Source organism: Brevundimonas sp. KH_058, from assembly GCF_057838505.1.
The window spans coordinates 511,849-536,183 of record NZ_CM174469.1 but is presented as its reverse complement, the minus strand read 5'-3'; the positions used below and the strand labels follow the sequence as shown (position 1 = coordinate 536,183).

Below are 24,335 nucleotides of genomic sequence, written 5' to 3'. Positions count from 1 at the left end.
AACCATCTCCTTGCGTCGACCATAGTCGGCGGAATTGTTACAGTATCGCTTGCGATGTTCGCTCCATCCGTTGCTGCGGCACAGGATGCTTCCGTCGCTCAAGCCGGTGAAGCGTCGACCGTCGATGAGGTCGTCGTCATCGGTTCGCGCATTCGTCGCGACAACTACAATGCGCCGTCGCCGACCCAGGTCGTGACGCGCGAAGAAGCCACCCTTCAGGGCTTCGCCTCGACCACCGAAGCGCTGCAAAGCACGGCCGTCACAGGCGGCACGTCGCAGATCAACAACTCCTACGGCGGCTACGTCACCGACGGTGGCCCTGGCGCCAACACCATCGGTCTGCGCGGCATGTCGCCGAGCCGCACCCTGGTGCTGCTGAACGGCCGTCGCGTTTCGCCGGCCGGCTCGCGCGGCTCTGTCGGCGCCGCTGACCTGAACGTGCTGCCGACCGCGATGATCGACCGCGTCGAAATCCTACGCGACGGCGCCTCGTCGGTTTACGGCTCCGACGCCGTCGCCGGCGTGGTCAACATCCAGACCCGCAAGAACATCGACGGCGTGACGATCGAAGCCCAGCGCAACGAGCCGCTGGAAGCCAATGGCGCCGGCGGTTCGACCCGTCTGTCGCTGACGGCCGGAACCAGCGGCGATCGCTGGCGGGCCGCCGGCTCGGTCGAGCGCTACGAGCGCGACGAACTGACCCTGCGCGACCGTGAGTTCACGCGTTGCCAGACGGACGGCTTCCGCAACGGTCAGGACTTCATCGATCCGCTGACCCGCCAGTCGAAATGCTATCCGATCACCACGACCGGCTCGAATGGCGTTTCGATCAACACGATCGGCACCAACCTTATCGCCGGCGTCGGCGCTCCCGGTTCGGTGGGCACGACCTTCAACCGCTGGCGTCCGAACTCGGCCGTCACCACGGGTCTGATCGGCTTCGAAGGCGTCGGCGGCGGCGCCAACGACGTCAATGTGCGCGACACCTTCGAAGATCGCATGCTGAACAAGTCGCTGATCTCGCCGGTCGAGATCACGACCCTTTACGGCGAGGCAGGCTATCAGCTGAAGGCGCTCGGCGATGCCGAGATTTATGGCGAAGCCCTGTTCAACCGCCGCAAGTCTTCGCAGACTGGGTACCGCCAACTGGCGCTGGACTATGCCGTCGGCAGCCCGCTGATCCCGGCCAACCTCCAGAACAGCGTCGTCTTCGCCGATCAAGGCCTGAACAAGGGCCAGAACGTCGGCGTGCGCGCCTTCATCGGTTTCGGCAACGACCAATCCGAGCAGGAAGTCGATTTCGGCCGCTATGTCGCGGGCATCAAGGGTAACTTCTTCATCCCAGAATGGCGCTACGACGCATCGTTCAGCTACTCGCGCTCCAAATCGACCTACACCAGCGAGCAGTTCCTGACGGATCGCCTGATCGAGAGCCTGGATGTCGTCCAGACCGCGCCGGGCCAGTTCCAGTGCGCTCAACTGGGCGCTAACCCCGGCTGCGTCGCCGCTCCGGTTCTGAACACTCAGACGATCGGCGGCGTGCTGCCTCAGAACTGGGTCGACTACGTCTTCCGCCCGGTGACCGGCACGACCGAGTTCACCGAGAAGGTCGTCAGCTTCGGCATCGATGGTCCGCTGTTCAGCCTGCCGGCTGGTCGCGTGATGGGCTTCTTCGGCGCCGAATGGCGTGAATCGGAAATCGACGACACGCCGGGTCTCGATAGCCAACTGGGCAACACCTACAACTTCTCGACTTCGTCCATCACGCGCGGCTCGGACTCGGTGAAAGAAGTGTTCGGCGAGATCGAAGCACCGATCCTGGCGGATATGCCGTTCGCCAAGGAACTTACGCTGAACGGTTCGTTCCGCTACACCGACTATGACTCTTACGGCGACGACACGACCTACAAGATCGGTCTGGTCTATCGTCCCATCGACTGGGTCACGGTTCGCGGCACCTACGGCACGTCGTATCGCGCGCCCGCCCTGTTCGAACAGTTCGTGGGCGCAACGACCGGCTTCCAGTCCAACACGCTGGATCGCTGCAACAACTACGGCGCGCCGAACGTGAACCCGAACCGGGTCGCCAACTGCACGGCCCAAGGCCTGCCGGGCGACTTCCAGTCGGTCACCAGCGTTCGTGTCGTCACTTCGGGCGGCGCAGACGCCGGTCTGTCGGCCGAAACATCGACAAACATGACGGTCGGCCTGGTCCTCCAGCCGCCGCTGCCGTCCAACTGGGGCGATCTGTCCTTCGCCGTCGACTACTACGAAATCGAGGTCGACAATGGCGTCTCTCGGACGGGCGCAGCCGAAATCCTGACGCGCTGCTACGATTCCAGCCCTGCCGACTTCGCCGCCAACAACGGCTTCTGCCGTCTGGTCACGCGCAGCACGGTCGACAACAGCCTGACGGTCCAGGACAGCTACATCAACCTGGCCACCGACAATGTTAAGGGTCTGGATTACACCGTGCGTTATCGCAAGGATGTCGGTCCCGGCACGGCGTTGTTCAACTTGGCTGTGACGCAGTACACGGAAATATCGAGCAAACTGTTCGCCGAAGATCCGCTGGTAGATTTCACCGGTATGCTCAACAATCCGGAGTTCACCGGCACGACGGACGTTTCCTACGCTTGGGACAAGTGGCGCGTGCGTTACGGCGTCGAGTGGATCCAGGGCACCGACAGCTATGCCTACTATGAAGAAGATCCGGTCACGTCCGATCTGGATCTGGAAGTCGACGACTACTGGCTGCACAACGCGTCGGTGCAATATTCGGCCAATGGCTGGACGGCGACCGCTGGCGTGCGCAACCTGTTCAACGAAGACCCCCCGACCATCTCGTCCGGCTTCTACAACCGGGTCGGCAACGCTCCGCTGTATTCGGGCTACGACTATCTGGGACGCACGGCCTTCGTGAATCTGACGAAATCGTTCTAAGGGCGATCTTGGTTTGGGAAGGGCGGCGGACTTCGGTCCGCCGCCCTTTTTTGGCCTTGAATGCAAAATCATCGGCCTCAAGACGCCAAGCTTCGCCGCCCAAATCGCACGAAAATGTTCACTTCCGAAAAAGTCACTGCTTACGTTGTGGCTCAAAAAAACGTCCACGTATCAGCACTGGCAGTGAACGAGCCGTGCGCGTAATCCTGCATTTCACGCATTTTTGACGCATTTGTCACATCAGCGTTATGTGGCGGAAATGTAACGCCGGTGGTCGGAAAGTGACCAAAAGGCGACCGGCCCGCTGTCGCTTCGTATCGGCCTTCGTGTAAGGACCGATGGACTCGGTCGTTGGCAAACGACGGATCGTTCAGATTCACGAAGAGGGGCGTACAACCACATGCTGAAATTGAAAAACCAGCTTCTAGGCTCGACGATGGTCGCCGGCCTGGCTGCCGTCGCGGTCATTGGCTCGGCATCGGCCGCATCCGCACAAACCACCACCCGCACGAACGCCCAGACCGAAGCCGAAGACGCCACGAACGTCGAAGAGGTTGTGGTCGTCGGCTCGCGTCTGCGCCGCGACACCTACAACTCGCCGTCGCCCATTCAGGTCGTGACGCGCGAAGAGTCGACCCTGGCCGGTTTCGCCTCCACGACCGAAGTGCTGCAAGGCACCGCCGTCACCAGCGGCTCGTCGCAGATCAACAACTCCTACGGCGGTTTCGTGACCGACGGTGGCCCTGGCGCCAACACCCTGTCGCTGCGCGGCCTGGGTGCGACCCGCACCCTGATCCTGCTGAACGGCCGTCGCGTTGCGCCCGCCGGTTCGCGCGGCGCCGTCGGCTCGGCCGACCTGAACGTCCTGCCGACCGCCATGATCGAGCGCATCGAAGTCCTGAAGGACGGCGCCTCGTCGATCTACGGTTCCGACGCCGTCGCCGGCGTCGTCAACGTCATCACGCGCAACAACATCGACGGGATCACCCTCGAAGCCCAGCTGAATGCTCCTATGGAAGCGAACGGCGCCGGCAAGCAGACGCGTTACTCGGTCGTCGCTGGCCTGCAGGGCGATCGCTTCCACCTGTCCGGCTCGGCAGAATACTACAACCGCGAGGAAATCACCCTCGGCGACCGTGAGTTCACGCGTTGCAACACCGACTACCGCCTGAACCGCACGACCGGCGCCTTCTCCGACTTCGTCGATCCCCTGACCGGCCAGCGTAAATGCTATCCGGTCACCGGCACCGGCTCGAACGGCGTGACGATCAACACCATCGGTGTCGATACTGATGGCGTCACTGGCACCGTAGACGTCGCTGGCGTTCGGGCCGCTGGTGCGGTTGGAACACTCTTCAACCGGTTCCGCCCGAACTCTGCAGTGACGACCGGGTTGGTCGGATTTGAAGGCGTGGGTGGCGGCGCAAATAACCTGAATGTCCGTGATACATTCGATCCGCGTATCCTGAAGCGCTCATTGACCACGCCAGTCGAAGTCGGCACGGCCTTCCTCGAAGGCTCTTACGACCTGAAGGCGCTCGGTAACGCCGAACTCTACGGCGAATTCCTAGTGAACCGCCGTAAGTCGAGCCAGACCGGCTTCCGTCAACTGTCGCTCGACTACAACCGGGGCAGCCTGTTGATCCCCGGCAACCTCCAGTTCAGCAACTTCTTGGCTGCTCAGCCGACTTCCGCGACGCCCACAACCAGAGTCGGTGTTCGCGCCTTCATCGGATTCGGCAACGACACGAGCACGCAGGAGGTCGATTTCACTAAATCTACCGCCGGCATCCGTGGCGACTTCTTCCTGCCCGAATGGCGCTATGACGTTTACGCCAGCTATGCGCGTTCGAACTCGACCTATGTGTTCGAATCGTTCCTGACCGACCGTCTGCGCGACTCGCTGAACGTCGTGGCTGCTCCGGCCGGCACGCCCGCCCGCCTGGTTCGCACCGGCATTCTGCCGACCGGTGTCCAGGGCTCGGTCACCTGCGCCGTCAACATCACCAACCCGACCGCCGGCTGTATCGCTGCGCCGTTCCTGACCAGCCAGACCATCGGCGGCGCCCTGCCGCAGGACTGGAAAGACTACGTCTTCCGCCCTGTGACCGGCACCACCGTGTATGAAGAGAAGACCATCTCGGCCGGTATCGACGGTCCGCTGTTCACCCTGCCTGCCGGTCAAGTCACCGCCTTCCTGGGCGCTGAATGGCGTGATGCGTCGATCAACGACTCGCCGCCTGTGGACAGCGTCAACGGCAACCTGTTCAACCTGACGACTTCGGCGCCCACGCGCGGTTCGGACCAGGTCTGGGAAGTCTTCGGCGAGCTGGAAATCCCGCTTCTGGCAAACCTGCCTTTCGCTAAGGAACTCAGCCTGAACCTGTCGGGTCGTTACACCGACTACGATTCTTACGGCGACGACACGACCTACAAGGCCGGCCTCGTCTATACGCCGGTGTCGTGGCTGTCGGTTCGCAGCACCTATGGCACGTCGTACCGCGCACCTGCGTTGTTCGAACAGTTCCAGGGCGCAACGAGCGGCTTCCTCAACCAGTCGAGCGATCCCTGCAACAACTACGACGCTCCGGGCGTCTTCGCGAACCGTGCAGCCAACTGCGCCAGCCAAGGCCTGCCGGCCGGCTTCAGCGCCACGAACGGCATCACCGTCATCAGTTCGGGTGGCGCGGGTTCGGGCGCTCTGGCGGCTGAAACCTCGAAGAACTTCACGGCCGGCGTAATTCTGCAGCCGACCCTTCCGTCGGGCTTCGGCAACCTCTCGTTCGCCGTCGATTACTACGAGATCACCGTCGAGAACGGCGTCAGCCGTATTGGCTCCGCCAACATCCTGTCGCGCTGCTACGACTCCAACCCGGCCGACTTCACCGCCGACAACGGCTTCTGCCGTCTGATCGATCCGCGTAACGCTGGAACGCAGGCTCTGACGGTTCGCGACAGCTATACCAATGTCGCCACCGACAAGGTTCGCGGCATCGACTACAACGCGCGTTGGAACGCAGACATCGGTCCGGGCCGCGTTATCGTGAACCTGGGCGCCACTCAGTTCCTGGAAATCTACAGCCAGCTCTTCTCGGATGATCCCATCCGCGAAGAGAAGGGAATCCTGGGTTCGCCCGAGTGGACCGCGACCGGCAATGTCAGCTACGCCTGGGGTCCGTACCGGGTTCGTTATGGCGTGGAATGGATCGACGCGATGGACTCGACCGCGTTCGTCGGCGCCACGGGTCTGGCCGACTACGTCTTCGATGTTGACGAGTACTTCACGCACAACATCTCCGCCCAGTACTCGATGAACGACATCACGATCACCGCTGGTGTTCGCAACCTGTTCGACGCGGATCTGCCGCCGATCTCGCAGGGCGCCTACAACAAGGTTGGCGATACCGTTCTGTACTCCGGCTACGACTATGTTGGACGTAGCGCATTCATCAACGTCTCCAAGTCGTTCTAAGAACGACTGTCTCAAACTGAATAGGGGCGGCGGACTTCGGTCCGCCGCCCTTTTTCTTTGTCCGGGCGCCGGAATAGACAAGACGGCGCAATGCCAGGCTTGACTCCCTCGCACAGTATGTCCCATACACTGTGTATCACACACTATGTGACGCACGGAGATGGCGCGTGAGCGAGAACAACGAGGCGCTGCTGTTCGAGAGCTTGCGGCTGGAGCTGCGGCGGGGGTCTTTGATCCTGGCTGTGCTGGCCAGCCTCAGGCGCGAGCAATACGGCTATTCGCTGCGGGTCGCCCTGGGCGAGGTCGGGGTCGAGATGGAGGAGAGCACCCTCTATCCGCTGCTGCGCCGGCTTGAGAGCCAGGGGCTGCTCGACAGCGAATGGCGCGAGGAGGAGCGGCGCAAGAAGCGCTTCTATCGCCTGTCGCCGCGCGGCGAGGCGATGCTGGAACGGCTCGCGACCGAATGGCGCGGCCTGTCGGCCTCGCTGGAGAAGATGCTGTGAACACCGGGAAAGAGGGAGAGACGGGCATGGACCTGGTCGAACGTTATCTGAAGGCCTTGGCGGCGCAATTGCCCAAGGACAGTCGCGACGACATCGTCGCCGAACTGCGCGACGAGATCATGGATCGGCTGGAGGCGCTTGAGGCGCGGCTGGGTCGTGCGCCCAGCGACGACGAGGTCGAGGCCCTGCTGCGCGAGGTGGGTCATCCCCTGACAGTGGCGGCGCGCTATCGCTCGGGGCCTCAGGCGCTGATCGGGCCGGAGCTCTATCCCTGGTGGATGTTCGGGGTGAAGGTCGGGCTGTCGGTCATGGCCTGCGTGACCCTGGTCGGGCTGGCCGTGCGGGTGCTGGTCGGCGACGTCTATGTGGGCCAGGCGATCGGGCAAGGCATCGCCAGCCTGTTCAGCGGGGCCGTGACCATCATCGGACTGCTGACCGTCGCCGGCTTCGTGCTGGAGCGGCAGGAGAAGAAGCCGGACTTCATCGCCAAGTGGCGGGTCAAGGATCTGGGCCTGTTCGAACTGGGCGGCGACTTCGACGCCGACCAGTGGGGCCAAAGGCTGGCGCGCGGCGAATGGTCTTCTCCGAAGGCCAAACCGGGCGCCGACGTCCGCAAGAGCGCCGAGATGTCGCCCGTGGCCCGTGCGGTGGCCAGCGCCATCGGCTGGGCCGTGGTGCTGCTGTGGTGGACGGGTTTGCTGCAGGTCGCGCCGATCCGGCCCGAGGATCTGGCGGGCGTCGTCGACGGCGTCGATTACGGGCGGATTCTGGGCGAGATGGTGCGGGCTGCCTATTGGCCGGTCGCCCTGTTCGCGGCCTGCCGTGTCGGCTTCGACATGATGCGGGCGGCCTCGGGCGGGAATGTGCGTGTGACGGCGCTGGGCGATCTGGCGTTCGGGATCGCGGCCGCCTGGGGCCTGTTGTGGGTCTGGTTCTGGTCGGCGCTGTCGCCGCTGATCTGGGTCGGGACAGTGACCGACTTCGTTGAGCGGGTGCGGATATTGATCGGTCCTTCTCGCGAGGATTCGGGCGGTCTGGCGACGATCCTGATGGTCGTGGTGGTCTGGGCCTTCGCGGCAGAGGTGGTGCGGGTGGTCCGGGCGGCGGCGCGACTGGTCGTCGGGCGGTGAGGGGGCGATAGATAACCCCTTTCCGACGGTTGATTGCTGAACCTTCGGACGGCTGCACCGTTGGGGCCAAGCGGCGCCGTTCAGGCCGCAACGGGGGCGGGATCATCGCGTGACATTACAACAGGGTTTGGCGTTCGGCCTGGTCGGCCTGACGGTGGCGGCCTTCATCTGGGGTCGGTTCCGCTATGACCTGGTGGCGCTGGCGGCGTTGGTCGCGGGTCTCGCCGTCGGCGTGATTCCGGCGGAGGACGCCTTCGCGGGCTTCGCCAACGACGTGACGGTGATCATCGCCTGCGCCCTGGTGGTGTCGGCGGCCTTCGCCCGGTCCGGTATCGTCGAGATGGCGCTGAAGCGGGTCTTGCCCCATCTGAAGACCGAGCGCAGCCAGGTTCCGGTTCTGACGACGGCGGTGACCCTGCTGTCCATGGTGACCAAGAACGTCGGGGCCTTGGCGATCATGATGCCGGTGGCGCTTCAGGTGTCGCGCAGGACCGGCACGCCCCAGTCGCGCCTGCTGATGCCGATGGCCTTCGGCGCCATGGCGGGCGGGATGGTGACCCTGGTGGGCACCTCGCCCAATATCCTGGTCGCGGAGGTGCGTCAGGACATCGTCGGCCAACCATTCCAGATGTTCGACTATGCGCCCGTCGGTCTGGCGCTGACGGCGGCGGCGCTGGCGTTTCTGGCGTTCGGCTATCGGCTGCTGCCCAAGGATCGAACCGGCGCGCTGGGCCTGTCGGCGGCCCTTTCGGCCAACGCCTATCTGACCGAGGCGCGTGCGCCGGACGACTGGATGCGGTCGCCGACGACGATCACCGCCCTGGTGGCGCTGGCGCCCGACGCGGTCGAGATCATGGCCCTGATCCGGGACGGCAAGCGGCGCGCCAGGCCGCGTGGCAACACCGTGGTCCAGCCGGGCGACACCCTGTTGCTGAAGGGCGACCACGAGGCCTTGGAAGCCTTCATCGATGCGACCAAGCTGACGCTGGTGCGGGGCGACCGGCCGGTGCTGCTGGAACAGGCCAAGGACGAGGTCAATCTGGTGGAGGCGGTGGTCGGCGCCAAATCCCCGCTGACGGGCCAGTCCGTGCGCCAGCTGGACCTTTACGGCCAGCACGGTCTGAACCTTCTGGGGGTGTCGCGCAGCGGCTATGAGCTGACGCAGCATCTAAGAACGGCCAAGCTTCAGGCGGGCGATGTGTTGCTGCTTCAGGGGTCCGAGGCGGCGATGCCCAAGGTGCTGACGGCGCTGCAACTGCTGCCGCTGGCCGAGCGCGAGGTGCGGCTGGGCGGCAAGAGGCGCAAATACCTGCCGGCGGTGGTGCTGGCGGCGGCGATGGTGATGGTGGGGTTCGGCATCCTTCCCGTGGCCATCGCCTTCTTCGGCGCCGCGGTGGTGATCGTCGCCCTGGGTGGCCTGCGGATGCGAGATGCCTATGCGGCGCTGGATGGGCCGCTGCTGGTTCTGATCGCGGCGCTGATCCCCGTGTCCGACGCCATCCAGCAGACCGGCGGCGCCGACCTGATCGCCAGTCATCTCAAGGGGCTTTTCGAGGGCATTCCGCCGGTGGTCGCCGTGGCGGGAATGATGGCCGCGTCGATGGCGGTGACGCCCTTCTTGAACAACGCCGCCACGGTGCTGGTCGTGGCGCCCATCGCCGGTGTTCTGGCCCAGCAGCTGGGCCATCGGCCCGACCCCTTCCTGATGGCGGTTGCGGTGGGGGCCGCGTGCGACTTCCTGACCCCCATCGGACACCAGTGCAACACCATGGTCATGGGGCCAGGCGGATACAAATTCTCGGACTATCCGAAGCTGGGCGCGCCCTTGAGCCTGCTGGTGCTGGTCATCGGCCCGCCGACGATCCTGCTGTTCTGGCCCATGTGACAGTCGCCTCTTGACGGCGTGTAACCTATAGGTGATATGTCACCTCAAGGTTACTTCAGGAGGCTGTGATGAACAATGACGAAAACGCTGCCGTGCTACGGGTGAAAACGGAACGGCGCAAATACTGGTGGGGCGGCATCGCGATTGTGGTCGTCGGCGCCGCCGCCCTAGTCAATGGCGCTGGCTTCGCCGTTCTAGTCGGGGCAGACGGCGATCAAGCGACGACGGCAGATGTGGCTGCGGGCGTCGGTCTTGGCCTCTTGATCGTGGGGGGGCTTATGGCCTGGTGCGGGAGGCCCGGCCAGCCGATCAATGTCGCTGCAAGCGGAGAGGGGTCGCGCCGCGACAAGCTGCAGCGCGTGCGCACACGACAGCTGATTATCTATCCCGTGATGATGCTGATGTTCATAGTGCAGGCCCACAGCGCCATGCTGAGGGTGCTGGGCGGGGACCACAACTTCGGCGCCTACATCCAGATACTGACTCCGGTCCTGTACGGCTGGCTGATCCCCGTCCTCGTCATGGGTTGGGACTGGCATGCGCAGAAGAACCGCCGCCTGTTGGAGGACGAGCTGACCCAGGTGATGAGGGCGCGGTCGATCATTCTGGCTTTCGTGGTGCTGATGAGCGGCGTCACGGTCGCACTGGGTCTGGGAATGTGGCGCGCGGACTATGGCGTGATGGCCTTACCCTATGTGCTGGCGTTGGGCGGCGCGTCGGCGGGCCTGCGGTTCGCTTGGCTGGACCGGGAGGCCGGTCGCGATGGGTGATCCAAGACTGGGGTCACGGCTCAAGGAACTGCGCACCGCCGCAGGCCTGACCCAGCAGGGCCTGGCCGACAAGGCGAGCGTGTCGCGCAAGACCATCAATACGGTCGAGAACGGCGTCTTCGTGCCCTCCACCGTCCTGGCGCTGGAACTGGCGCGGGCGCTGGAGACGACGGTGGAGGGGCTGTTCTTCCTCAAGGACTGATCCGATCCATGTCCGAAAACCGCGAGACATCGCGGGGCGGCGGGGGCATCCTGTCCTCATGGAACAGCCTCTGGATCAGGACGCCTGCTGGCGCGCCGTGGTGGCGCGGGACGCGCGTTTCGATGGGCGTTTCTTCACGGGCGTGACCTCGACCGGGATCTATTGCCGGCCGGTCTGTCCGGCGAGAACGCCGAAGCGGGAGAATGTCATCTTTCATCCGACGGCGGCGGCGGCCGAGGAGGCGGGGCTTCGGGCCTGCCTGCGCTGCCGGCCCGAGACCGCGCCCGAGATGGGCGCCTGGCGCGGCACGTCGAACACGGTCAACCGCGCGCTGGCCCTGATCGAGGCCGGGGCGCTGGATACTGGCAATGCGGAAGATTTGGCGACACGGCTGGGCATGGGCGAGCGGCAACTGCGCCGCTTGTTCCGCCAGCATCTGGGCGCCGCCCCCGTCAGCGTGGCCCAGACCCGGCGCGTGCTGTTGGCCAAACAGTTGATCCACGAGAGCGACCTTTCGATGGCCGAGGTGGCCATGGCCTCCGGCTTCGGCAGCGTGCGGCGGTTCAACGAGACCTTCCAGGCTCTGTATGGCCGGGCGCCGTCGGACCTGCGGCGACGAAAGGTCGAAAGCGAGCCGGGCGGGGTGGTCAAGATCGGCCTGTCCTATCGCCCGCCCTATGACTGGACCAGCATGATGACGACCTTGGCGATGCGCGGCGTCGCGGACGAGGTGGTGGTTGAGGGCGTCTGGATCCGGCGGCTGCGGGCCGACGTGGACGGCACGGATGGGTCGGTGACGGTGCGTCACGCCGCCACTGGCAAGGCGTCGGTCGAGGCGCGGGTCGGCGAGCTGAAGGCCTTGCCCGGCGTTCTGGCGCGGGTGCGGCGCGTGTTCGACCTCGCCGCCGATCCCGAAGCGATCACGCGCGACCTGTCGGCCGATCCCGTCCTGCGGGCGGCCGTCGAGACCCGGCCGGGACTGCGGCCTGCGGGCGACTGGATCGATGCGGGCGAGGATGCGCCCAGCGACCGGCTGACGACGACGGATGCCGGACTGCTGGCGCGCGCGGAGCGGTGGCGGCCGTGGCGCGCCTATGGCGCCCTGTACTGGACCCTGATCGAGGAGCGGCGAGATGAAGAAGCAGCCTGATATGCAATTGACCCTGGACCGGATCGCGTCGCCCGTGGGCGAGGTGCTGGTCGTCACTGATGCGGACGGCGCGGTGCGGGCGCTGGATTTCCACGACTACGAGGCGCGGCTGCGGCTGCTGCTGCGCCGCCACTATGGCGAGGTCGTGCTGACTGAAGGCCGTGCGCCGCAGCCGGTGCGCCAGGCGGTCGAGGCCTGGTTCGGCGGCGACCTGACCGCCTTCGACGCCATCGCGGTCCGCACCGGCGGCACCGAGTTCCAGCGCGCGGTGTGGAAGGCCCTGCGCGACATACCGGCCGGAGAGACGCGCAGTTACGGCCAGCTCGCTGCGGCGATCGGCGCGCCGAAGGCCGTGCGGGCCGTTGGCCTGGCCAACGGCGCCAACCCCGTCGGCGTCATCGTGCCCTGCCACCGCGTGATCGGAGCCAACGGAACGCTAACCGGCTATGCCGGCGGGCTGGAGCGCAAGCGCTGGCTGCTGGCGCACGAGGCCGGCGGCCGGTTGCTTTAGCTGGTCGGCGGTGGAGGCGTTGGCGACAGGGGAGAGATCACCTGGGGCGCGGTCGGCGGGGCGCCGGCCCTCAGCTGTGCGATATAGTCCAGTTCGCGCTTGGCGTTTGCGTCCGCCGGATCGATTTCGAGCGCGGCCTCGTAGGCGGCCTTGGCCTCGTCCAGTCGGCCCAGTTCGATCAGGCTGAAGCCGCGCCGGCGATGGAACGGGCCGCGATGCAGAACCATCAGCATGTCGTCGTCAGCCAGGGCGGCGTCCGCCAGGACCAGGGCGTCGTTCCAGCGCGCCAGCCCTTGCAGGGCGGCGGCCTTTTCAACGAGCAACAGCCAGTTCTTCGGCTGCACTTTCAGCACGCGATCCAGATAGGCGATGCCCTCGTCATAGCGCCGCCCCTCGACCGCTTCCGAGGCGAGCATCAGGGCGATGTCGCCATAGACGTTCGGCAGCGCCGTCGCGCCCTTGGCGGTGCTGCCGTCCTTGGCGGCGGCTGCAGACAGACCGATCATCATCATCAGCACATCGCCCGGATCGGTGACCCTGACCACATGCTGACCGGACTGTTCGACCAACTGGCCATAGTCCGCAGGCATCCGGTCCAGCGCCTGGCGAAGCAACGGAAGGCGGCGGGCGAGGGCGGGATAGCCCCGGCGTTGAAACTCGGCGTTGGCCTGGACGAAGAGTTCGTGATCCTGACGTTCCTGACGCGACATCTGCGGTGCGTCGGCGGCGGCCGTCGCAAGGGCGAGCGCGGGCGCCGTCGTCATTGCGGCCGTCGATAGCGCAAGCGCCGCAGCCAGAATCCTCAGCATCCCAGAATCCTCAGCATCCCAGAATCCTCAGCATCCCAGAATCCTCAGCATCATTGTCCGCTCTCCCCTTCGGCCCTCGACCATAGACGCAACCTGAGGGAATTGGCGAGGCCTGGTCTGGCGCCGGCCGCTCTAGGTTCCGAACTCATAAAGCGTGCGGGGATTCGAGGTCCTGAAAGGAGCCTTGGGATGGCGCGATACGATTTGAGCGAGACGGAATGGCGTCTGATTGAGCCGCTGCTGCCGAATAAGCCGCGCGGGGTGGCCCGCGTCGATGACCGTCGGGTGATCAACGGCATCTTCTATGTGCTGCGGACCGGCTCGCCGTGGCGGGACCTGCCGGGTCGCTATGGGCCGCACAAGACGGTCTACAATCGCTTCAGCCGCTGGGCCAAGGCAGGCGTCTGAATCCGGGTGTTCGAGGCCTTGTCTGCCAGCTCGCCGTGATCGACAGTTCGATCATCCGGGCCCACCAGCACGCCGCCGGTGAAAAAAGGGGGTCCGGATCACGCCATCGGCCGTTCTCGTGGAGGACTGAGCACCAAGATCAACGCCCTGGTCGATCAGGACGGCCTGCCGTTGCGGATCGTGCTCTCGGCCGGTCAGGCATCGGACAAGGCCGCCGTTGAGGCCCTGATCGACGGCCTCAAACCCGCCAAGGCTCTGGTCGCCGACCGAGGCAATGAAGCCCAGGCCATTATCGACCCCGCCATCTACCGACACCGAAACGTCGTCGAGCGCTACTTCTGCAAGCTCAACCACTTCCGACGCGTCGCCACCCGCTTCGACAAACTCGCCCGCAACTTCCTCGCCGCCGTACTGCTCGCTTCAACAAGACTTTGGCTCAGAACTTATGAGTCCAGAACCTGGGGCCCGAAGGCTCTAAATCCGAGCATCCAGCCAGGTGCGGATCGCTCTGCGCGCGCCCCGTGCGGCCGGGCCGCCGAAGTGCAGGAAGCCGTGCGGGGTCTGGGGCACGCGGATGAGGTCGGCGTCCGAGGTCTCGCCCCAGCGGGTGGCCATCAGCAGACTGTCCTCGAACAGGGGGTCGTCCTCGCCGGCGATGAACAGGGCGGGCGGCAGGCCGGTAAGGTCGGCATAGAGAGGCGACACGTCGGGCCGGCGCAGGCCCGCCTCGTCGCGATCAGGGGCCAACCGGGCCAGGTCGGCGCGCATGGTCGGGCCGTTGAACAGCAGGGTCTCTGGTCCGGCCGAGCGCACGCTCTCGGTCCCCGACAAATCGAAGACGCCGTAGGTGAAGACGCAGCCCTTCACCAGGTCGATCAGCCCCTGGTCGCGCAGGGCCACGGCGGTCAGGGCCGCCAGATGCCCGCCGGCGGATTCACCCGTCAGAAACAGGGTCGAGGCGCCCAGCCGGTCGACGTTGGTCACGGTCCAGTAGGCGGCGGCCAGACAGTCGGCGATGGCGGCGTCGATATAGATCTGGCGACGCTCGGACAGCAGGCGGTAATCGACCGAGACGACGCAGAAGCCGTGGTGCGCCAGATGGGCGTTCAGCCGATCGTTCAAACTGGCGCTGCCCAGCACCCAGCCGCCGCCGTGGATGTCCAGGATGACGGCGCGGGGCGTGCCGACAGGGTGCAGGATGCGCAAGGGGACGGGATGGTCGCCATCGGTCTGGATGATCTCGACCGTGACGCCGCGCTTCCTGAGGCGGGGGACCGTGACCCGCCCGGCGGCGGCGTCCAGCCACAGCGACAGCCGCTGACCTGCATCGATCCGCCAGCCGTCGGTGCGCAGGCGCGGCGCGCGGGCGAGGACGGCGTTGATCCGCCGCACCGCCGCCTGCTGGGGCGGGGCGAACTCGACGAGGTGGGTGCGCAGGGTCATTTGGGAAGGGACTTGCGCTGGAAGACAACCTGGAGGGCGATGTTCTTGATCTGCGACCGCTCGATCAGCATGAGAGGAATCGGGATGGTGCGGCGGACGACTTTGTGGCTGAGGCCGGTCTGGGTCGAGACCAAGCGAAAAGCTTGGCAGTTCTTCAGCGTCAGGGCGACGATCTGTTTGTCCGTATCTAGGGAAAGGCTTTCGACCTCGCCTTCGTAGCCGATCCAGCTGTCCTCGATTTCCATGTCGGTGACGACATAGGCGGCCAAGTGCTTGTTGTAGTCAGGCTCTGGGCTGAGCTGTGTCAGGATCGAAGCCCAGCCCCCGTAGAGGAAACGGAACAGGGGAGTCGCCGTTTGGGGCAGTTCCTGCTGCTGACGGGTGATGCTGATGCGTTCAGCCTGGTTGATCGCCCCCCGCATCGCCAGATAGGCGCCGTAGGACAGGGCCAGCAAAACGCTGAGAAGGAACCACGCCTCCAAGCCTAGGAAAGGGTCGTCCTTCGGTCGCGCGGCCAGGAAGTAGGCGTAGGGGTTCGGGTTCCAGGGCACATGGATCGACGGCAGTAGATGGGCGGCTAGGTCGTTGAGAACGAACAGGCCCGCGCCCGCCGCATGAGCCGCTAGTGCGCCAAAGATGACGATGGACAGGGCTGTGAAGGAGTTGGGAGCCGGCGGGGCGGGTGCGACCACCTTGCCGCCGCCCGAGGTATAGAGGGCGGCGAACACCGCCAGGCCCGGCGCAAGGATGAAAAGCGCCCAGGCGACCCCCAGGGTGACAGTCAAGCGGCGCGGGCCGGCTTCTTGATCTGAGTCGGCTTGCTGGCGGGTTGAACCGCAGGTGGCGCAGGCAGCACAACGACGCCGTCGTCGCGGCGCTCGCCTTTGGCGATGGCGGCCGACCAGCTGCCATACTGTTCCACGATCTTGCGACCGGCGCGCAGGGTCTCTTCAGAAGCGATCTGCATATACGACATGGAGCCTCCTTTGGTGTCTTCACGCTAACACAAGATCGGGACGCGCGCACCGGTTTCAAGTCGGATCGCCAATTCCGTAAGCAGACAACGGCGGCGGACGGACTTTCCCCAATCTCGTCATCCTAGGCCTTGTGCCCAGGATACAGACTCCCGGTGTTGACGAGATGCGTCGCTTCTCCGACGGAGTCTACGGATCCTCGCCAGAAGGGCGAGGATGACGGGTGGGGTTGGGTTCAGGCTGGTATGGTTGAGAGGACGGTCCTTTGGGCCATACCAGCCTCTACCCCGCCAGCGCCGCCTTCTTCTCTTCCAGTTCCAGCCATTCCAGTTCGGCGCTTTCCAGGTCGGCTCGGGCCTTGTCGGCGGCCTTCATCGTGGCGTCGAAGGTCTTGGGGTCGCGGGCGTAGAGGGCGGGGTCGGCTAAAGTCGCGTCGTGTTTGGCGATGGTGGCGGGGAGCGTGTCGATGAGGGCTTCCAGCTCCTTCAGGCGGTGGGCGTCCTTGAAGGTCAGCTTGCCGGCCTTCTTGGGGGCGACGGCGGCCGGGGCGGCCTCGGCGGCGCGTTGGGCGGCGGCCTTGTCCTGGGGGCGGGGGTTGGAGCCGGGCTGGAGGAAGCCGGGGTTCTGGCGGATGAAGTCGGTCCAGCCGCCGGGGGTCTCGACGATGTCGCCGCGCCCGTTCAGGGCCAGGGTCGAGGTGGACAGGCGGTCGATGAAGTCGCGGTCGTGGGAGACCAGGATCAGGGTGCCGTCATAGCCTTCCAGCAGCTCCTCCAGCTTGTCCAACGTGTCCATGTCGAGGTCGTTGGTCGGTTCGTCGAGGATCAGCAGGTTGGCGGGTTTCGCGAGCGCGCGGGCCAGCAGCAGGCGGTTGCGCTCGCCGCCCGACAGGGTCGAGATCGGCTGACGCAGCTGGGCCTCGGAAAACAGGAAGTCCTTGGCGTAGGCGGCGACGTGTTTGGACACGCCGCGCACCAGAATCGAGTCCCCGCCGCCGGGCGTCAGGGCGTCCCACAGGGTCATGTCCGACTTCAGCCCCTCGCGCGACTGATCCAGATAGACGGACTCCAGGTTGGAGCCCATGCGGACCGTGCCTTCGTCCGGCGGCAGTTCGCCGAGCAGGGTCTTGACCAGGGTGGTCTTGCCCGCGCCGTTGGGACCGACGATGCCCAGACGGTCGCCGCGGATGATGCGGGTGGTCAGGTCCTTGAACAGGGTGCGGCCGTTGAAACCCTTGGACACGCCCTTGATCTCGGCGACCAGCTTGCCCGACGTGCCGCCGGAATCGACGCCCAGATAAAGCTCGCGCGGGGCGTCCTTCATCTTCTCGGCGCGTTCGGCGCGAAGGGCGTTCAGCGAGCGGGCGCGACCCTCGTTGCGGCTGCGGCGGGCGGTGATGGAGGAGTAGAAGGTGGCGGTCTCGCGCTCGATGGTCTTGGTCAGGCGACGCAGGGATTCGGCCTCCTCCTCCATGACCCTGGAGGACCATTCGTCGAACTCGACGAAGCCCTTGCTCAGGGTGCGGACGCGGCGGCCTTCCAGCCAGTGGACGGTGTTGGTGACGCGGTTCAGGAAGGCGCGGTCGTGGCTGACGACCAGCAGGGCGAACCGGGCCTGGATCAGCTCATTCTCCAGCAGTTCGATGGCCAGGATGTCGAGGTGGTTGGTCGGCTCGTCCAGCAGCAGCAGGTCGGGCTCTTCGGCGAAGGCCTTGGCGAGCGCCGCGCGGCGGGTCTCGCCGCCGGACAGGCCCTGGGTGGATTTCTCGGGGTTCAGGCCGAAGGTGGCCAACCAGGATTCAGCAGTCCAGCTCTCGGCCTCGCCGGAGGAGGCGTAGTCCAGCAGGGTCTCGCCGGTGATGACGGGCTCCTGCGGCACATAGGCGAAGCGGACGGAGGACTGGACCGAACGGTCGCCGCTGTCGGGCTCTATCATGCCCATGACGACCTTCATCAGGGTGGACTTGCCGGCGCCGTTGCGGCCGACGAGGGCCGCGCGGCTGCGCGGTTCGACCGCGAGGTCGACGCCGTCAAAGAGGGGGCGCTGGCCGTCCTGAAGACGGACGTCCTTGAGTGCGACGAGGGGGGGTCTGGCTGCCATGGGCGGCCATATAGAGGAGGGGAGGCCGAACCGCCATCGGCGTTGACGGTTTCCGGGCGACACGGTGTAGTTCGTGCACAGTGTGCAGTCGGGGGATGCAGGGATGGATATGACGTCGAACGGGCGCGGAGGAGCGCCAGAACGTAAGCCGGGGCGAATCTTCTATCTGCTGGCTGTGCTGCCGGCGATCTGTGGGATCGTGATCATGGTGGTCATTATGGCCACGAAACTGCCGGCGCTGGACGACGGGCTGGAGCAGATCGTCGTGCCGGGCGCGCGCGACCTGATGCTGAAACCCGGCGACCACACGGTGTTCCTGGAGTTCCGCAGCGTCGTCGATGGGCGGGTCTATGTCGTGCAAGACGTGGGCGGACTGGCGGTCAAGGTCCAGGCGGCGGACGGAAGCCCGGTGGCGACGCGAACACCGAGCGGCAGCTCGACCTACACCTTCGGCGGACGGCAGGGGCAGTCGATCCAGAAGTTCCGCATCGACCGGGCCGGGACCTACAGGGTGTCGGCGGATTACGACAGCGGTGCCGGGCCGCAGACCGTGATCGCGGTGGGTCAGGGCTTCATGACAGGGATGTTCGCCGTCGTCCTGTCGGCGGTGGGGGCGTTCTTCGGTGGCATCTTCGTGTCGATCCTGGGCATCGCCTGGGTGGCCTGGAGCCGTCGGCGGACGCCGCGCCAAGCCTGATCTAGCACGTCTTGACAGTTACCGTCCGGTTGGTATGTAGCGCGTATGGACACGACCACACGCCGCCGTGCGCCCGACGACACCCGCGCTGAAATCATCGAAAAGGCGCTGGAGGTCGCCGCCGAACTGGGGGCGTCAGGCTTTACGCTGGATGCGGTTGCGGCGCGCACGAGCGTCAGCAAGGGCGCCCTGCTGCACCATTTCTCGACCAAGATCGCCCTGCTGGAGGGGATGATCGATAATCTCGGCGAGATGCATATGCAGGCCATACTGGCCGAGGCGGCGCGCGATCCCGAACCCTACGGTCGCAATGCGCGGGCCTATCTGAGGGCCACGGTCAACGAGCCGTTCACGCCGCAGGACGTCAGCATCGGGCGCGTCGTCATGGCCGCCTGCGCCATCGAGCCAGCGCTGTCGCAACGCTGGAACGGCTGGATGGAAAAGGTGAAGGTGGACGATCCGCGCGATCCAGTCGGGGCAGACGACGCCCTGATGCTGATGCTTATCGCGGACGGGCTGTGGATGTCGGACATTTTCGGCACGCACAATGTGTCGCCGGAGCAGAGGAAGGCGCTGCTGTCGCTGCTGACGCCCGGACATCCCATCACGGCGAACGACGCATGAGCCCGGTGACGTGGATGGCGCTGCTGGGCGCCATCGCGCTGGAAGTGGCTGGGACGACCCTGCTGCAGGCCTCGCAGCAGTTCACCCGATTGTGGCCGACGGCGGGGATGGCGGCCTGTTACGGCGTGGCCTTCTACCTGTTGTCGATCGCGCTGAGGCAGATGCCGGTGGGGATCGCCTATGCGATCTGGAGCGGGCTGGGCGTGGTGCTGATCTCGGTGATCGGGGCGGTGGTCTTCCGCCAAAGGCTGGACCTGCCGGCGATGGCGGGTCTGGCGATGATCGTCGGCGGGGTGGTGGTGATCAACCTGTTCTCCAAGACGGTGGGTCACTGAAACAATCCTCCCCCGCGTAGCGGGGGAGGGGGACCGCGAAGCGGTGGAGGGGGCAAAGGCGCGCGGTGCGCCAGACGTTTCACATCCAGCCCGTTTCCGCCCCCTCCACCACGCTTCGCGCGGTCCCCTCCCCGTGAACGGGGGAGAATCTAGAGGGACAGGATGAATTCGGCGACGGCGTCTGGGTCGGCGAGGACAGAGACGGCGGCAATGCGGACGGTGCGGATACCTCTTTCGGCGAGATAGGCGTCGCGGCGGCCGTCACAGGCGAGGTCGTGCTGCTGGCCGTCGATCTCGATGCAGAGGCTGTCTCTGGCGCGATAGAAGTCCAGGATGAAGGCGTCGAAAGCGTGCCGGCGACGAAAGCCGCAGCCTCGAATACGCTGCCAGATCAGGACTTCTGACAAAGACATCGTCCGGCGGAGACTTCTGGCGCGTTTTTGGGTAAGGACCGGCGCTCTCATGGAGTGCATCACCATCACAAGCTGTGCCTTTGGCAAGGGGATGCGTCGCGCGTGGTGCGGCGTCCGCCCCCTCCACCCCTTCGTGGCCCCCCTCCCCCGCAGACGGGGGAGGATTTGATGGCGCCCTACTGGGAAACCAAGACCCTGGCCGAGATGTCGCCGTCCGAGTGGGAGGGGCTGTGCGATGCGTGCGGGCTGTGCTGCGTGATCCGGTTCGAGGACGAGGATACGGGCGAGGTCATTCCGACGCGGGTGCATTGCAAGCTGTTCGATTCCCAGGCCTGTTCGTGCTCGGACTATGCGAACCGCAAGGCCCAGGTGCCCGACTGCATCAAGCTGACGCCCGGAAACATCGAGGCGCTGGGGTGGATGCCCCTGTCGTGCGCCTATCGCCGGCTGCACGAGGGGCGGCCGCTGGCGGGGTGGCATCACCTGATCTCGGGCAGTCGCGAGACGGTGCATACGGCCGGGGTGTCGGTGCGGGGGCAGACGATTTCGGAGCTGTCGCTGGCCCAGCCGGAGGATGCGCTGGACTTCGAGGCGCCTGAATGGATGCTGGAGCGGGGCTGAGGCTGCTAGGGTAGCCCCCTCTAGCCAGCGCAATGACGCTGGTCGAAGTCTTTAGAAAACAAATCGTTGGCGAATTATGTGGGCGTTCTTCCGGCCTGAGGACGCTGCTGCGCTATGGTTTGGGCATGACGGGAAATCGGGATGACGAAGAGGGCGGCCGGGGTGGCGCTCGCGAGAGCGCTGCGGCCTGCGCCGGATGGCTGGAGCCGATGTTCCTGATGCTGAAGGCCAAGATGGAAGAGGCCGCGCAGAAGGTTTGCAAGACAGAGATCGAGGACGCGGTGACGGCCGAAAAGGTCGCGCGTCAGATCGGGGTGATCGCGCGCTCGGCCAAGGCGGTCGAGGCGATGCGGCTGCTGTGCCTGAGCGACAACGAAGAGGACGAGATGGGTGGACGAACCTACGATCCCGCAGAAGACGAGCGAATCCGACAGGAGCTGGTCGTCGAGCACGAGAGGCTTGATCGGATTCTGGAAGAAAAGAACGCCGAGGCTGCTGAAAGGGCGCGAGCTAAGGCTGCATCGCAGCCATTGTCGGGTGGCGAGCCATCAGTGTCTTCCGACTGACGATGATCTGAAGACCTGGCTGCTGTTGGGCGGGCGAGGGTCGGGCAAGACCTTCGCCGGGTCGGTCTGGATCGACATCATGGCGCGCGAGCTGCCCGGCATCACCCTGGCTCTGGTCGGCCCCGCCCTGCACGACGTGCGCGAGGTGATGGTGGAGGGGGCGTCGGGGATCAAGGCGTTGGCGGAACCGGGTGACCGGCCGCGCTGGGAAGCGGGGCGGCGTCGGCTGGTGTGGGGCAATCAATCGGCGGCCTATGCGTTTTCTGCGGAAGACCCGGACAGTCTGAGGGGGCCGCAGTTTCATGCGGCCTGGGCGGACGAGTTCTGCGCCTGGCGCAAGCCGGAGATGGTGCTGTCGAACCTGAGATTCGGATTGCGGCTGGGGGACGAGCCGCTGCTGGCGGTGACGACGACGCCCCGGCCGATCCCGGCGCTGAGGCGGCTGATGGCCGAGGCCGGGACGGTGACGGAACGGGCGGCGACGGCGTTGAACGCGCAGAACCTGTCGCCCGGATTTCTGGCGCATCTGCACGACGTCTATGGCGGGACGCGGCTGGCGGCGCAGGAGTTGGAAGGCCTGGTGGTAGAGGGCGAGGGCGCCCTGTTCCGTATCGAGGATCTGAAACGGGCCAGGGGCGCGCGGCCGGTCGAGCTGGAGCGGGTGGTGGTGGCGGTCGATCCGCCGGCGACGGCGGGCGGCGACGCCTGCGGGATCGTGGTGGTCGGTCGCAGGGATCGGCAGGCCTTCGTTCTGGCCGACCGGACGGTGCGGGGGCTGTCGCCGGGCGGCTGGGCCAAGGCGGTCTGTCAGGCCGCGCGGGATTATGGGGCGCACGAGGTGGTCGCCGAGGGCAATCAGGGCGGGGACATGGTGCGCGCGGTCTTGAGGACCAACGACTGTCCCGCGCCGGTCGAGATGGTGCACGCCTCGCGGTCCAAGGCGGCGCGGGCCGAGCCGGTGGCCCTGCTCTACGAACAGGGGCGGGTGGTCCACTGCGACGCGTTTCCGGCGCTGGAGGAAGAGATGCTGGCCCTGGGGTGCGAGGGCGGGCCTAGCCCGGACCGGGCGGACGCCCTGGTATGGGCGATCACGCGGTTGATGCTGGGGCCGCAGTCGGCGGGACCATCGATAAGAAGGCTCTAGGGCTTTTCCCTCCCCGGAACGGGGAGGGGGGTCGCGGAGCGACCGGGTGGGGGCGGCCCGGCAGGGGCGCACGGATGATCACGCAAGATCGGTGATGGGGCGCCTTGCCGCCCCCACCCGGCTTCGCCTGCGGCTCAGCCACCCTCCCCCGCGGGGGGAGGGAGATTTTTTGAACAGGAGAGACGAGATGCCGGCCATTCCCGAGCGGGACGGACTGCTGAATCATGGGCGCGATGCGAGCGGGCCGGCGCGGCGCGCGGTGGCGGTGACGCCCAGCGATACGGTCGATCTGACGGCCTATGCCAAGGCGCTGTATGTCGGGGCGGCAGGTAATGTCCGTGTGCTGACGGTGGGGGCTGAGGATGGGGATGCGGTGATGTTCGCCAACCATCCGGTGGGGTGGTTGCCGGTGCAGGTGCGGCGCGTGCTGGCGACCGGGACGACGGCGACGCAGATCGTGGCGGCCTTCGACTGATGTCGGGCGTCGAGATCGGGGCGACGACGGCGGCGCCGGGCGGGGTATTGGGGCGGTCGAGGTTTTCCGTACCGGATTTGCCCCTTTGGTCGGCGGCGGTGCGGACCATGCAGGCGGGCGGGCGCGAGGCGCGGCTGCTGTGCATCGGCGACAGCGTGACGCAAGGCTATGGCGCGGTCTCCGGCGGCTGGACGCCGAATGGTCGGGCGGGCGCCTGGCCCGAGCGGCTGGCGGCGATGATGAGCGGTCGCGGCCTGCCGGCCTCGGCGGCGTCGGTCGCGGGGGCCGGTGCGGCGGACGGGGCGAGCGGGGGCTATTCGGCCTATGATCCGCGCGTGACGATGGGCGCGGGGTGGGGCGTCAATGCGCTGACGGGGATGGGCGGCAAGCTGTTCTCGGGCGCGGCGGCGTCCGCTGGCGCCTGGAGCTTTCAGCCCGACGCGGCCGTGGATCGGTTCGACCTGTGGGCCGTGACCAATACGGCGCTGGGTGTGATGACGGTCGAGACGGACGGGGTGGTGCGCGCGAGTGTGAACACGACCAAGCCGGCGTCGATGGAGGTGACGACCGTGGCCTTTCCCGAGACCAGCGGGCCGGTGACGGTGCGCTGGGGCTCGGGCGGGGCGGTGTTCATCGCGGGCGGGGTCGCGTGGCGGTCGGACGTGCGGCGGGCGCGGGTGATCAATGCGGGATGGGGCGGGGCCAAGGTGGCGGACTGGATCACGACGGACCAGCCGTATCGGGCCTATGGGGCGATCCCGGCGGCGGCGCCCGATCTGTCGGTCGTGTGTTTGACGATCAATGACTGGAACGCGGGGACGGCTGTGGCGACCTACAAGGCCGGGTTGGGCATGCTGGTGGATCGGTGCCTGACGACGGGGGACGTGCTGCTGATGACGGGCTGTCCGTCGGACCCGACGCAGGGCAAGGCGAGCTATGCGACCCAGGGCGCGATCCGGGATGCGGTATTCGAGGTTGCGGCGGCGCGGGGGCTGGCGGCGCCCATCGACGGGACGGCCCTGTTCGGCGGGAGTTTCGCCGGCGGGCTGATGTTCGATTCCGTCCATCCCAATGCAGCGGGTCAGGCGAGGATCGCCGAGGCGATGCGGGCGCGGGTGATTATCTGAGGTTGTTTGTTCTACGCGCGCGATGTTAACCGT

General features: G+C 66.1%; 23 protein-coding genes and 1 pseudogene. 18 read left to right on the top strand and 6 right to left on the bottom strand.

The annotated features are described in order from the left end of the window. Positions 1-54: 54 nt before the first annotated feature. The 9 genes from AC3ISA_RS02510 to AC3ISA_RS02470 all read left to right on the top strand — a co-directional run bounded on the left by AC3ISA_RS02510 (position 55) and on the right by AC3ISA_RS02470 (position 12,566). Positions 55-2,943 (top strand): TonB-dependent receptor domain-containing protein, encoded by a 2,889-nt coding sequence (locus tag AC3ISA_RS02510; RefSeq protein ID WP_489179200.1) that lies wholly within the window; start codon positions 55-57, stop codon positions 2,941-2,943. A gap of 400 nt (positions 2,944-3,343) precedes the next feature. After that, entirely contained in the window at positions 3,344-6,415 is a 3,072-nt protein-coding gene (locus AC3ISA_RS02505) for a TonB-dependent receptor domain-containing protein (protein ID WP_489179199.1), read from the top strand. 167 nt (positions 6,416-6,582) lie between these two features. Further along, positions 6,583-6,918, top strand: coding sequence for a PadR family transcriptional regulator (locus AC3ISA_RS02500; RefSeq protein WP_372693026.1), 336 nt, complete (start codon positions 6,583-6,585; stop codon positions 6,916-6,918). Beyond that, a complete protein-coding gene (locus AC3ISA_RS02495) occupies positions 6,915-8,048 on the top strand; it encodes an HAAS signaling domain-containing protein (RefSeq protein ID WP_489179198.1) in 1,134 nt (377 codons plus the stop codon). Before AC3ISA_RS02500 ends, AC3ISA_RS02495 begins: the two co-directional genes overlap by 4 nt. A gap of 109 nt (positions 8,049-8,157) precedes the next feature. After that, positions 8,158-9,933, top strand: coding sequence for an SLC13 family permease (locus AC3ISA_RS02490; RefSeq protein ID WP_489179197.1), 1,776 nt, complete (start codon positions 8,158-8,160; stop codon positions 9,931-9,933). Between the two features lie 68 nt (positions 9,934-10,001). Further along, entirely contained in the window at positions 10,002-10,703 is a 702-nt protein-coding gene (locus tag AC3ISA_RS02485; RefSeq protein WP_489179196.1) for a hypothetical protein, read from the top strand. Further along, on the top strand, positions 10,696-10,905 hold the full coding sequence (locus tag AC3ISA_RS02480) for a helix-turn-helix transcriptional regulator (protein WP_463433898.1): 210 nt from the start codon (positions 10,696-10,698) through the stop codon (positions 10,903-10,905). Before AC3ISA_RS02485 ends, AC3ISA_RS02480 begins: the two co-directional genes overlap by 8 nt. A gap of 58 nt (positions 10,906-10,963) precedes the next feature. Then, entirely contained in the window at positions 10,964-12,055 is a 1,092-nt protein-coding gene (locus AC3ISA_RS02475) for a bifunctional transcriptional activator/DNA repair enzyme AdaA (RefSeq protein ID WP_489179195.1), read from the top strand. Then, on the top strand, positions 12,039-12,566 hold the full coding sequence (locus AC3ISA_RS02470) for a methylated-DNA--[protein]-cysteine S-methyltransferase (protein ID WP_489179194.1): 528 nt from the start codon (positions 12,039-12,041) through the stop codon (positions 12,564-12,566). The genes AC3ISA_RS02475 and AC3ISA_RS02470 overlap by 17 nt, the downstream gene beginning before the upstream one ends. Here the strand turns inward: AC3ISA_RS02470 and AC3ISA_RS02465 are convergent. After that, positions 12,563-13,375, bottom strand: coding sequence for a tetratricopeptide repeat protein (locus AC3ISA_RS02465; protein WP_489179193.1), 813 nt, complete (start codon positions 13,373-13,375; stop codon positions 12,563-12,565). The genes AC3ISA_RS02470 and AC3ISA_RS02465 overlap by 4 nt on opposite strands. Positions 13,376-13,564: 189 nt before the next feature. Here AC3ISA_RS02465 and AC3ISA_RS02460 point away from each other — a divergent pair. Then, positions 13,565-14,224 (top strand): annotated as a pseudogene (locus AC3ISA_RS02460) (IS5 family transposase); the annotation flags it as partial. A 33-nt stretch (positions 14,225-14,257) separates the two neighbouring features. Here the strand turns inward: AC3ISA_RS02460 and AC3ISA_RS02455 are convergent. The 4 genes from AC3ISA_RS02455 to AC3ISA_RS02440 form a co-directional block, all read right to left on the bottom strand. Next, positions 14,258-15,226, bottom strand: coding sequence for an alpha/beta hydrolase (locus tag AC3ISA_RS02455; RefSeq protein WP_489179192.1), 969 nt, complete (start codon positions 15,224-15,226; stop codon positions 14,258-14,260). Beyond that, positions 15,223-16,011: a hypothetical protein gene (locus AC3ISA_RS02450; protein WP_489179191.1), complete on the bottom strand. Its 789-nt coding sequence runs from the start codon at positions 16,009-16,011 to the stop codon at positions 15,223-15,225. The genes AC3ISA_RS02455 and AC3ISA_RS02450 overlap by 4 nt, the downstream gene beginning before the upstream one ends. Next, complete coding sequence (locus AC3ISA_RS02445; RefSeq protein WP_295173307.1) at positions 16,008-16,202, bottom strand: hypothetical protein; 195 nt, start codon at positions 16,200-16,202, stop codon at positions 16,008-16,010. Before AC3ISA_RS02445 ends, AC3ISA_RS02450 begins: the two co-directional genes overlap by 4 nt. Before the next feature lie 280 nt (positions 16,203-16,482). Next, positions 16,483-18,300: an ABC-F family ATP-binding cassette domain-containing protein gene (locus AC3ISA_RS02440; RefSeq protein ID WP_489179190.1), complete on the bottom strand. Its 1,818-nt coding sequence runs from the start codon at positions 18,298-18,300 to the stop codon at positions 16,483-16,485. 103 nt (positions 18,301-18,403) lie between these two features. Here AC3ISA_RS02440 and AC3ISA_RS02435 point away from each other — a divergent pair, with 103 nt between their 5' ends. Genes AC3ISA_RS02435 through AC3ISA_RS02425 form a run of 3 tightly spaced genes read left to right on the top strand, consistent with a single transcriptional unit; the run spans position 18,404 to position 19,956 of the window. Beyond that, a complete protein-coding gene (locus AC3ISA_RS02435; protein WP_489179189.1) occupies positions 18,404-18,997 on the top strand; it encodes a hypothetical protein in 594 nt (197 codons plus the stop codon). A gap of 45 nt (positions 18,998-19,042) precedes the next feature. After that, complete coding sequence (locus tag AC3ISA_RS02430; protein ID WP_372693015.1) at positions 19,043-19,621, top strand: TetR/AcrR family transcriptional regulator; 579 nt, start codon at positions 19,043-19,045, stop codon at positions 19,619-19,621. Then, positions 19,618-19,956, top strand: a complete 339-nt coding sequence (locus AC3ISA_RS02425) for a DMT family transporter (RefSeq protein WP_489179188.1) — start codon at positions 19,618-19,620, stop codon at positions 19,954-19,956. The genes AC3ISA_RS02430 and AC3ISA_RS02425 overlap by 4 nt, the downstream gene beginning before the upstream one ends. Before the next feature lie 149 nt (positions 19,957-20,105). Here the strand turns inward: AC3ISA_RS02425 and AC3ISA_RS02420 are convergent, their stop codons facing one another. Further along, positions 20,106-20,420, bottom strand: coding sequence for an endonuclease domain-containing protein (locus AC3ISA_RS02420; RefSeq protein ID WP_489179187.1), 315 nt, complete (start codon positions 20,418-20,420; stop codon positions 20,106-20,108). A gap of 117 nt (positions 20,421-20,537) precedes the next feature. Between AC3ISA_RS02420 and AC3ISA_RS02415 the strand changes: the two genes are divergently transcribed. From AC3ISA_RS02415 to AC3ISA_RS02395, 5 genes are all read left to right on the top strand, one after another. Next, positions 20,538-20,990 (top strand): YcgN family cysteine cluster protein, encoded by a 453-nt coding sequence (locus tag AC3ISA_RS02415; RefSeq protein ID WP_489179186.1) that lies wholly within the window; start codon positions 20,538-20,540, stop codon positions 20,988-20,990. Between the two features lie 218 nt (positions 20,991-21,208). Beyond that, on the top strand, positions 21,209-21,556 hold the full coding sequence (locus AC3ISA_RS02410) for a hypothetical protein (RefSeq protein ID WP_489179185.1): 348 nt from the start codon (positions 21,209-21,211) through the stop codon (positions 21,554-21,556). Next, complete coding sequence (locus AC3ISA_RS02405; protein ID WP_489179184.1) at positions 21,528-22,700, top strand: DNA-packaging protein; 1,173 nt, start codon at positions 21,528-21,530, stop codon at positions 22,698-22,700. Before AC3ISA_RS02410 ends, AC3ISA_RS02405 begins: the two co-directional genes overlap by 29 nt. A gap of 187 nt (positions 22,701-22,887) precedes the next feature. After that, positions 22,888-23,175 (top strand): spike base protein, RCAP_Rcc01079 family, encoded by a 288-nt coding sequence (locus AC3ISA_RS02400; RefSeq protein WP_489179183.1) that lies wholly within the window; start codon positions 22,888-22,890, stop codon positions 23,173-23,175. Positions 23,176-23,252: 77 nt separating this feature from the next. Next, the gene (locus tag AC3ISA_RS02395; RefSeq protein WP_489179182.1) at positions 23,253-24,302 is read left to right on the top strand and encodes an SGNH/GDSL hydrolase family protein; all 1,050 of its coding nucleotides are present in this window, start codon (positions 23,253-23,255) and stop codon (positions 24,300-24,302) included. Positions 24,303-24,335: the final 33 nt, after the last annotated feature.

What these genes read in the sequence shown, in the direction of transcription:
- AC3ISA_RS02510 (WP_489179200.1), top strand. Translation starts at nt 55, where the DNA reads ATGTTCGCTCCATCCGTTGCTGCGGCACAGGATGCTTCCGTCGCTCAA.
- AC3ISA_RS02505 (WP_489179199.1), top strand. Translation starts at nt 3,344, where the DNA reads ATGCTGAAATTGAAAAACCAGCTTCTAGGCTCGACGATGGTCGCCGGC.
- AC3ISA_RS02485 (WP_489179196.1), top strand. Translation starts at nt 10,002, where the DNA reads ATGAACAATGACGAAAACGCTGCCGTGCTACGGGTGAAAACGGAACGG.
- AC3ISA_RS02480 (WP_463433898.1), top strand. Translation starts at nt 10,696, where the DNA reads ATGGGTGATCCAAGACTGGGGTCACGGCTCAAGGAACTGCGCACCGCC.
- AC3ISA_RS02475 (WP_489179195.1), top strand. Translation starts at nt 10,964, where the DNA reads ATGGAACAGCCTCTGGATCAGGACGCCTGCTGGCGCGCCGTGGTGGCG.
- AC3ISA_RS02470 (WP_489179194.1), top strand. Translation starts at nt 12,039, where the DNA reads ATGAAGAAGCAGCCTGATATGCAATTGACCCTGGACCGGATCGCGTCG.
- AC3ISA_RS02465 (WP_489179193.1), bottom strand. Translation starts at nt 13,375, where the DNA reads ATGCTGAGGATTCTGGCTGCGGCGCTTGCGCTATCGACGGCCGCAATG.
- AC3ISA_RS02455 (WP_489179192.1), bottom strand. Translation starts at nt 15,226, where the DNA reads ATGACCCTGCGCACCCACCTCGTCGAGTTCGCCCCGCCCCAGCAGGCG.
- AC3ISA_RS02445 (WP_295173307.1), bottom strand. Translation starts at nt 16,202, where the DNA reads ATGTCGTATATGCAGATCGCTTCTGAAGAGACCCTGCGCGCCGGTCGC.
- AC3ISA_RS02440 (WP_489179190.1), bottom strand. Translation starts at nt 18,300, where the DNA reads ATGGCAGCCAGACCCCCCCTCGTCGCACTCAAGGACGTCCGTCTTCAG.
- AC3ISA_RS02435 (WP_489179189.1), top strand. Translation starts at nt 18,404, where the DNA reads ATGGATATGACGTCGAACGGGCGCGGAGGAGCGCCAGAACGTAAGCCG.
- AC3ISA_RS02430 (WP_372693015.1), top strand. Translation starts at nt 19,043, where the DNA reads ATGGACACGACCACACGCCGCCGTGCGCCCGACGACACCCGCGCTGAA.
- AC3ISA_RS02425 (WP_489179188.1), top strand. Translation starts at nt 19,618, where the DNA reads ATGAGCCCGGTGACGTGGATGGCGCTGCTGGGCGCCATCGCGCTGGAA.
- AC3ISA_RS02420 (WP_489179187.1), bottom strand. Translation starts at nt 20,420, where the DNA reads ATGAGAGCGCCGGTCCTTACCCAAAAACGCGCCAGAAGTCTCCGCCGG.
- AC3ISA_RS02415 (WP_489179186.1), top strand. Translation starts at nt 20,538, where the DNA reads ATGGCGCCCTACTGGGAAACCAAGACCCTGGCCGAGATGTCGCCGTCC.
- AC3ISA_RS02410 (WP_489179185.1), top strand. Translation starts at nt 21,209, where the DNA reads ATGCTGAAGGCCAAGATGGAAGAGGCCGCGCAGAAGGTTTGCAAGACA.
- AC3ISA_RS02400 (WP_489179183.1), top strand. Translation starts at nt 22,888, where the DNA reads ATGCCGGCCATTCCCGAGCGGGACGGACTGCTGAATCATGGGCGCGAT.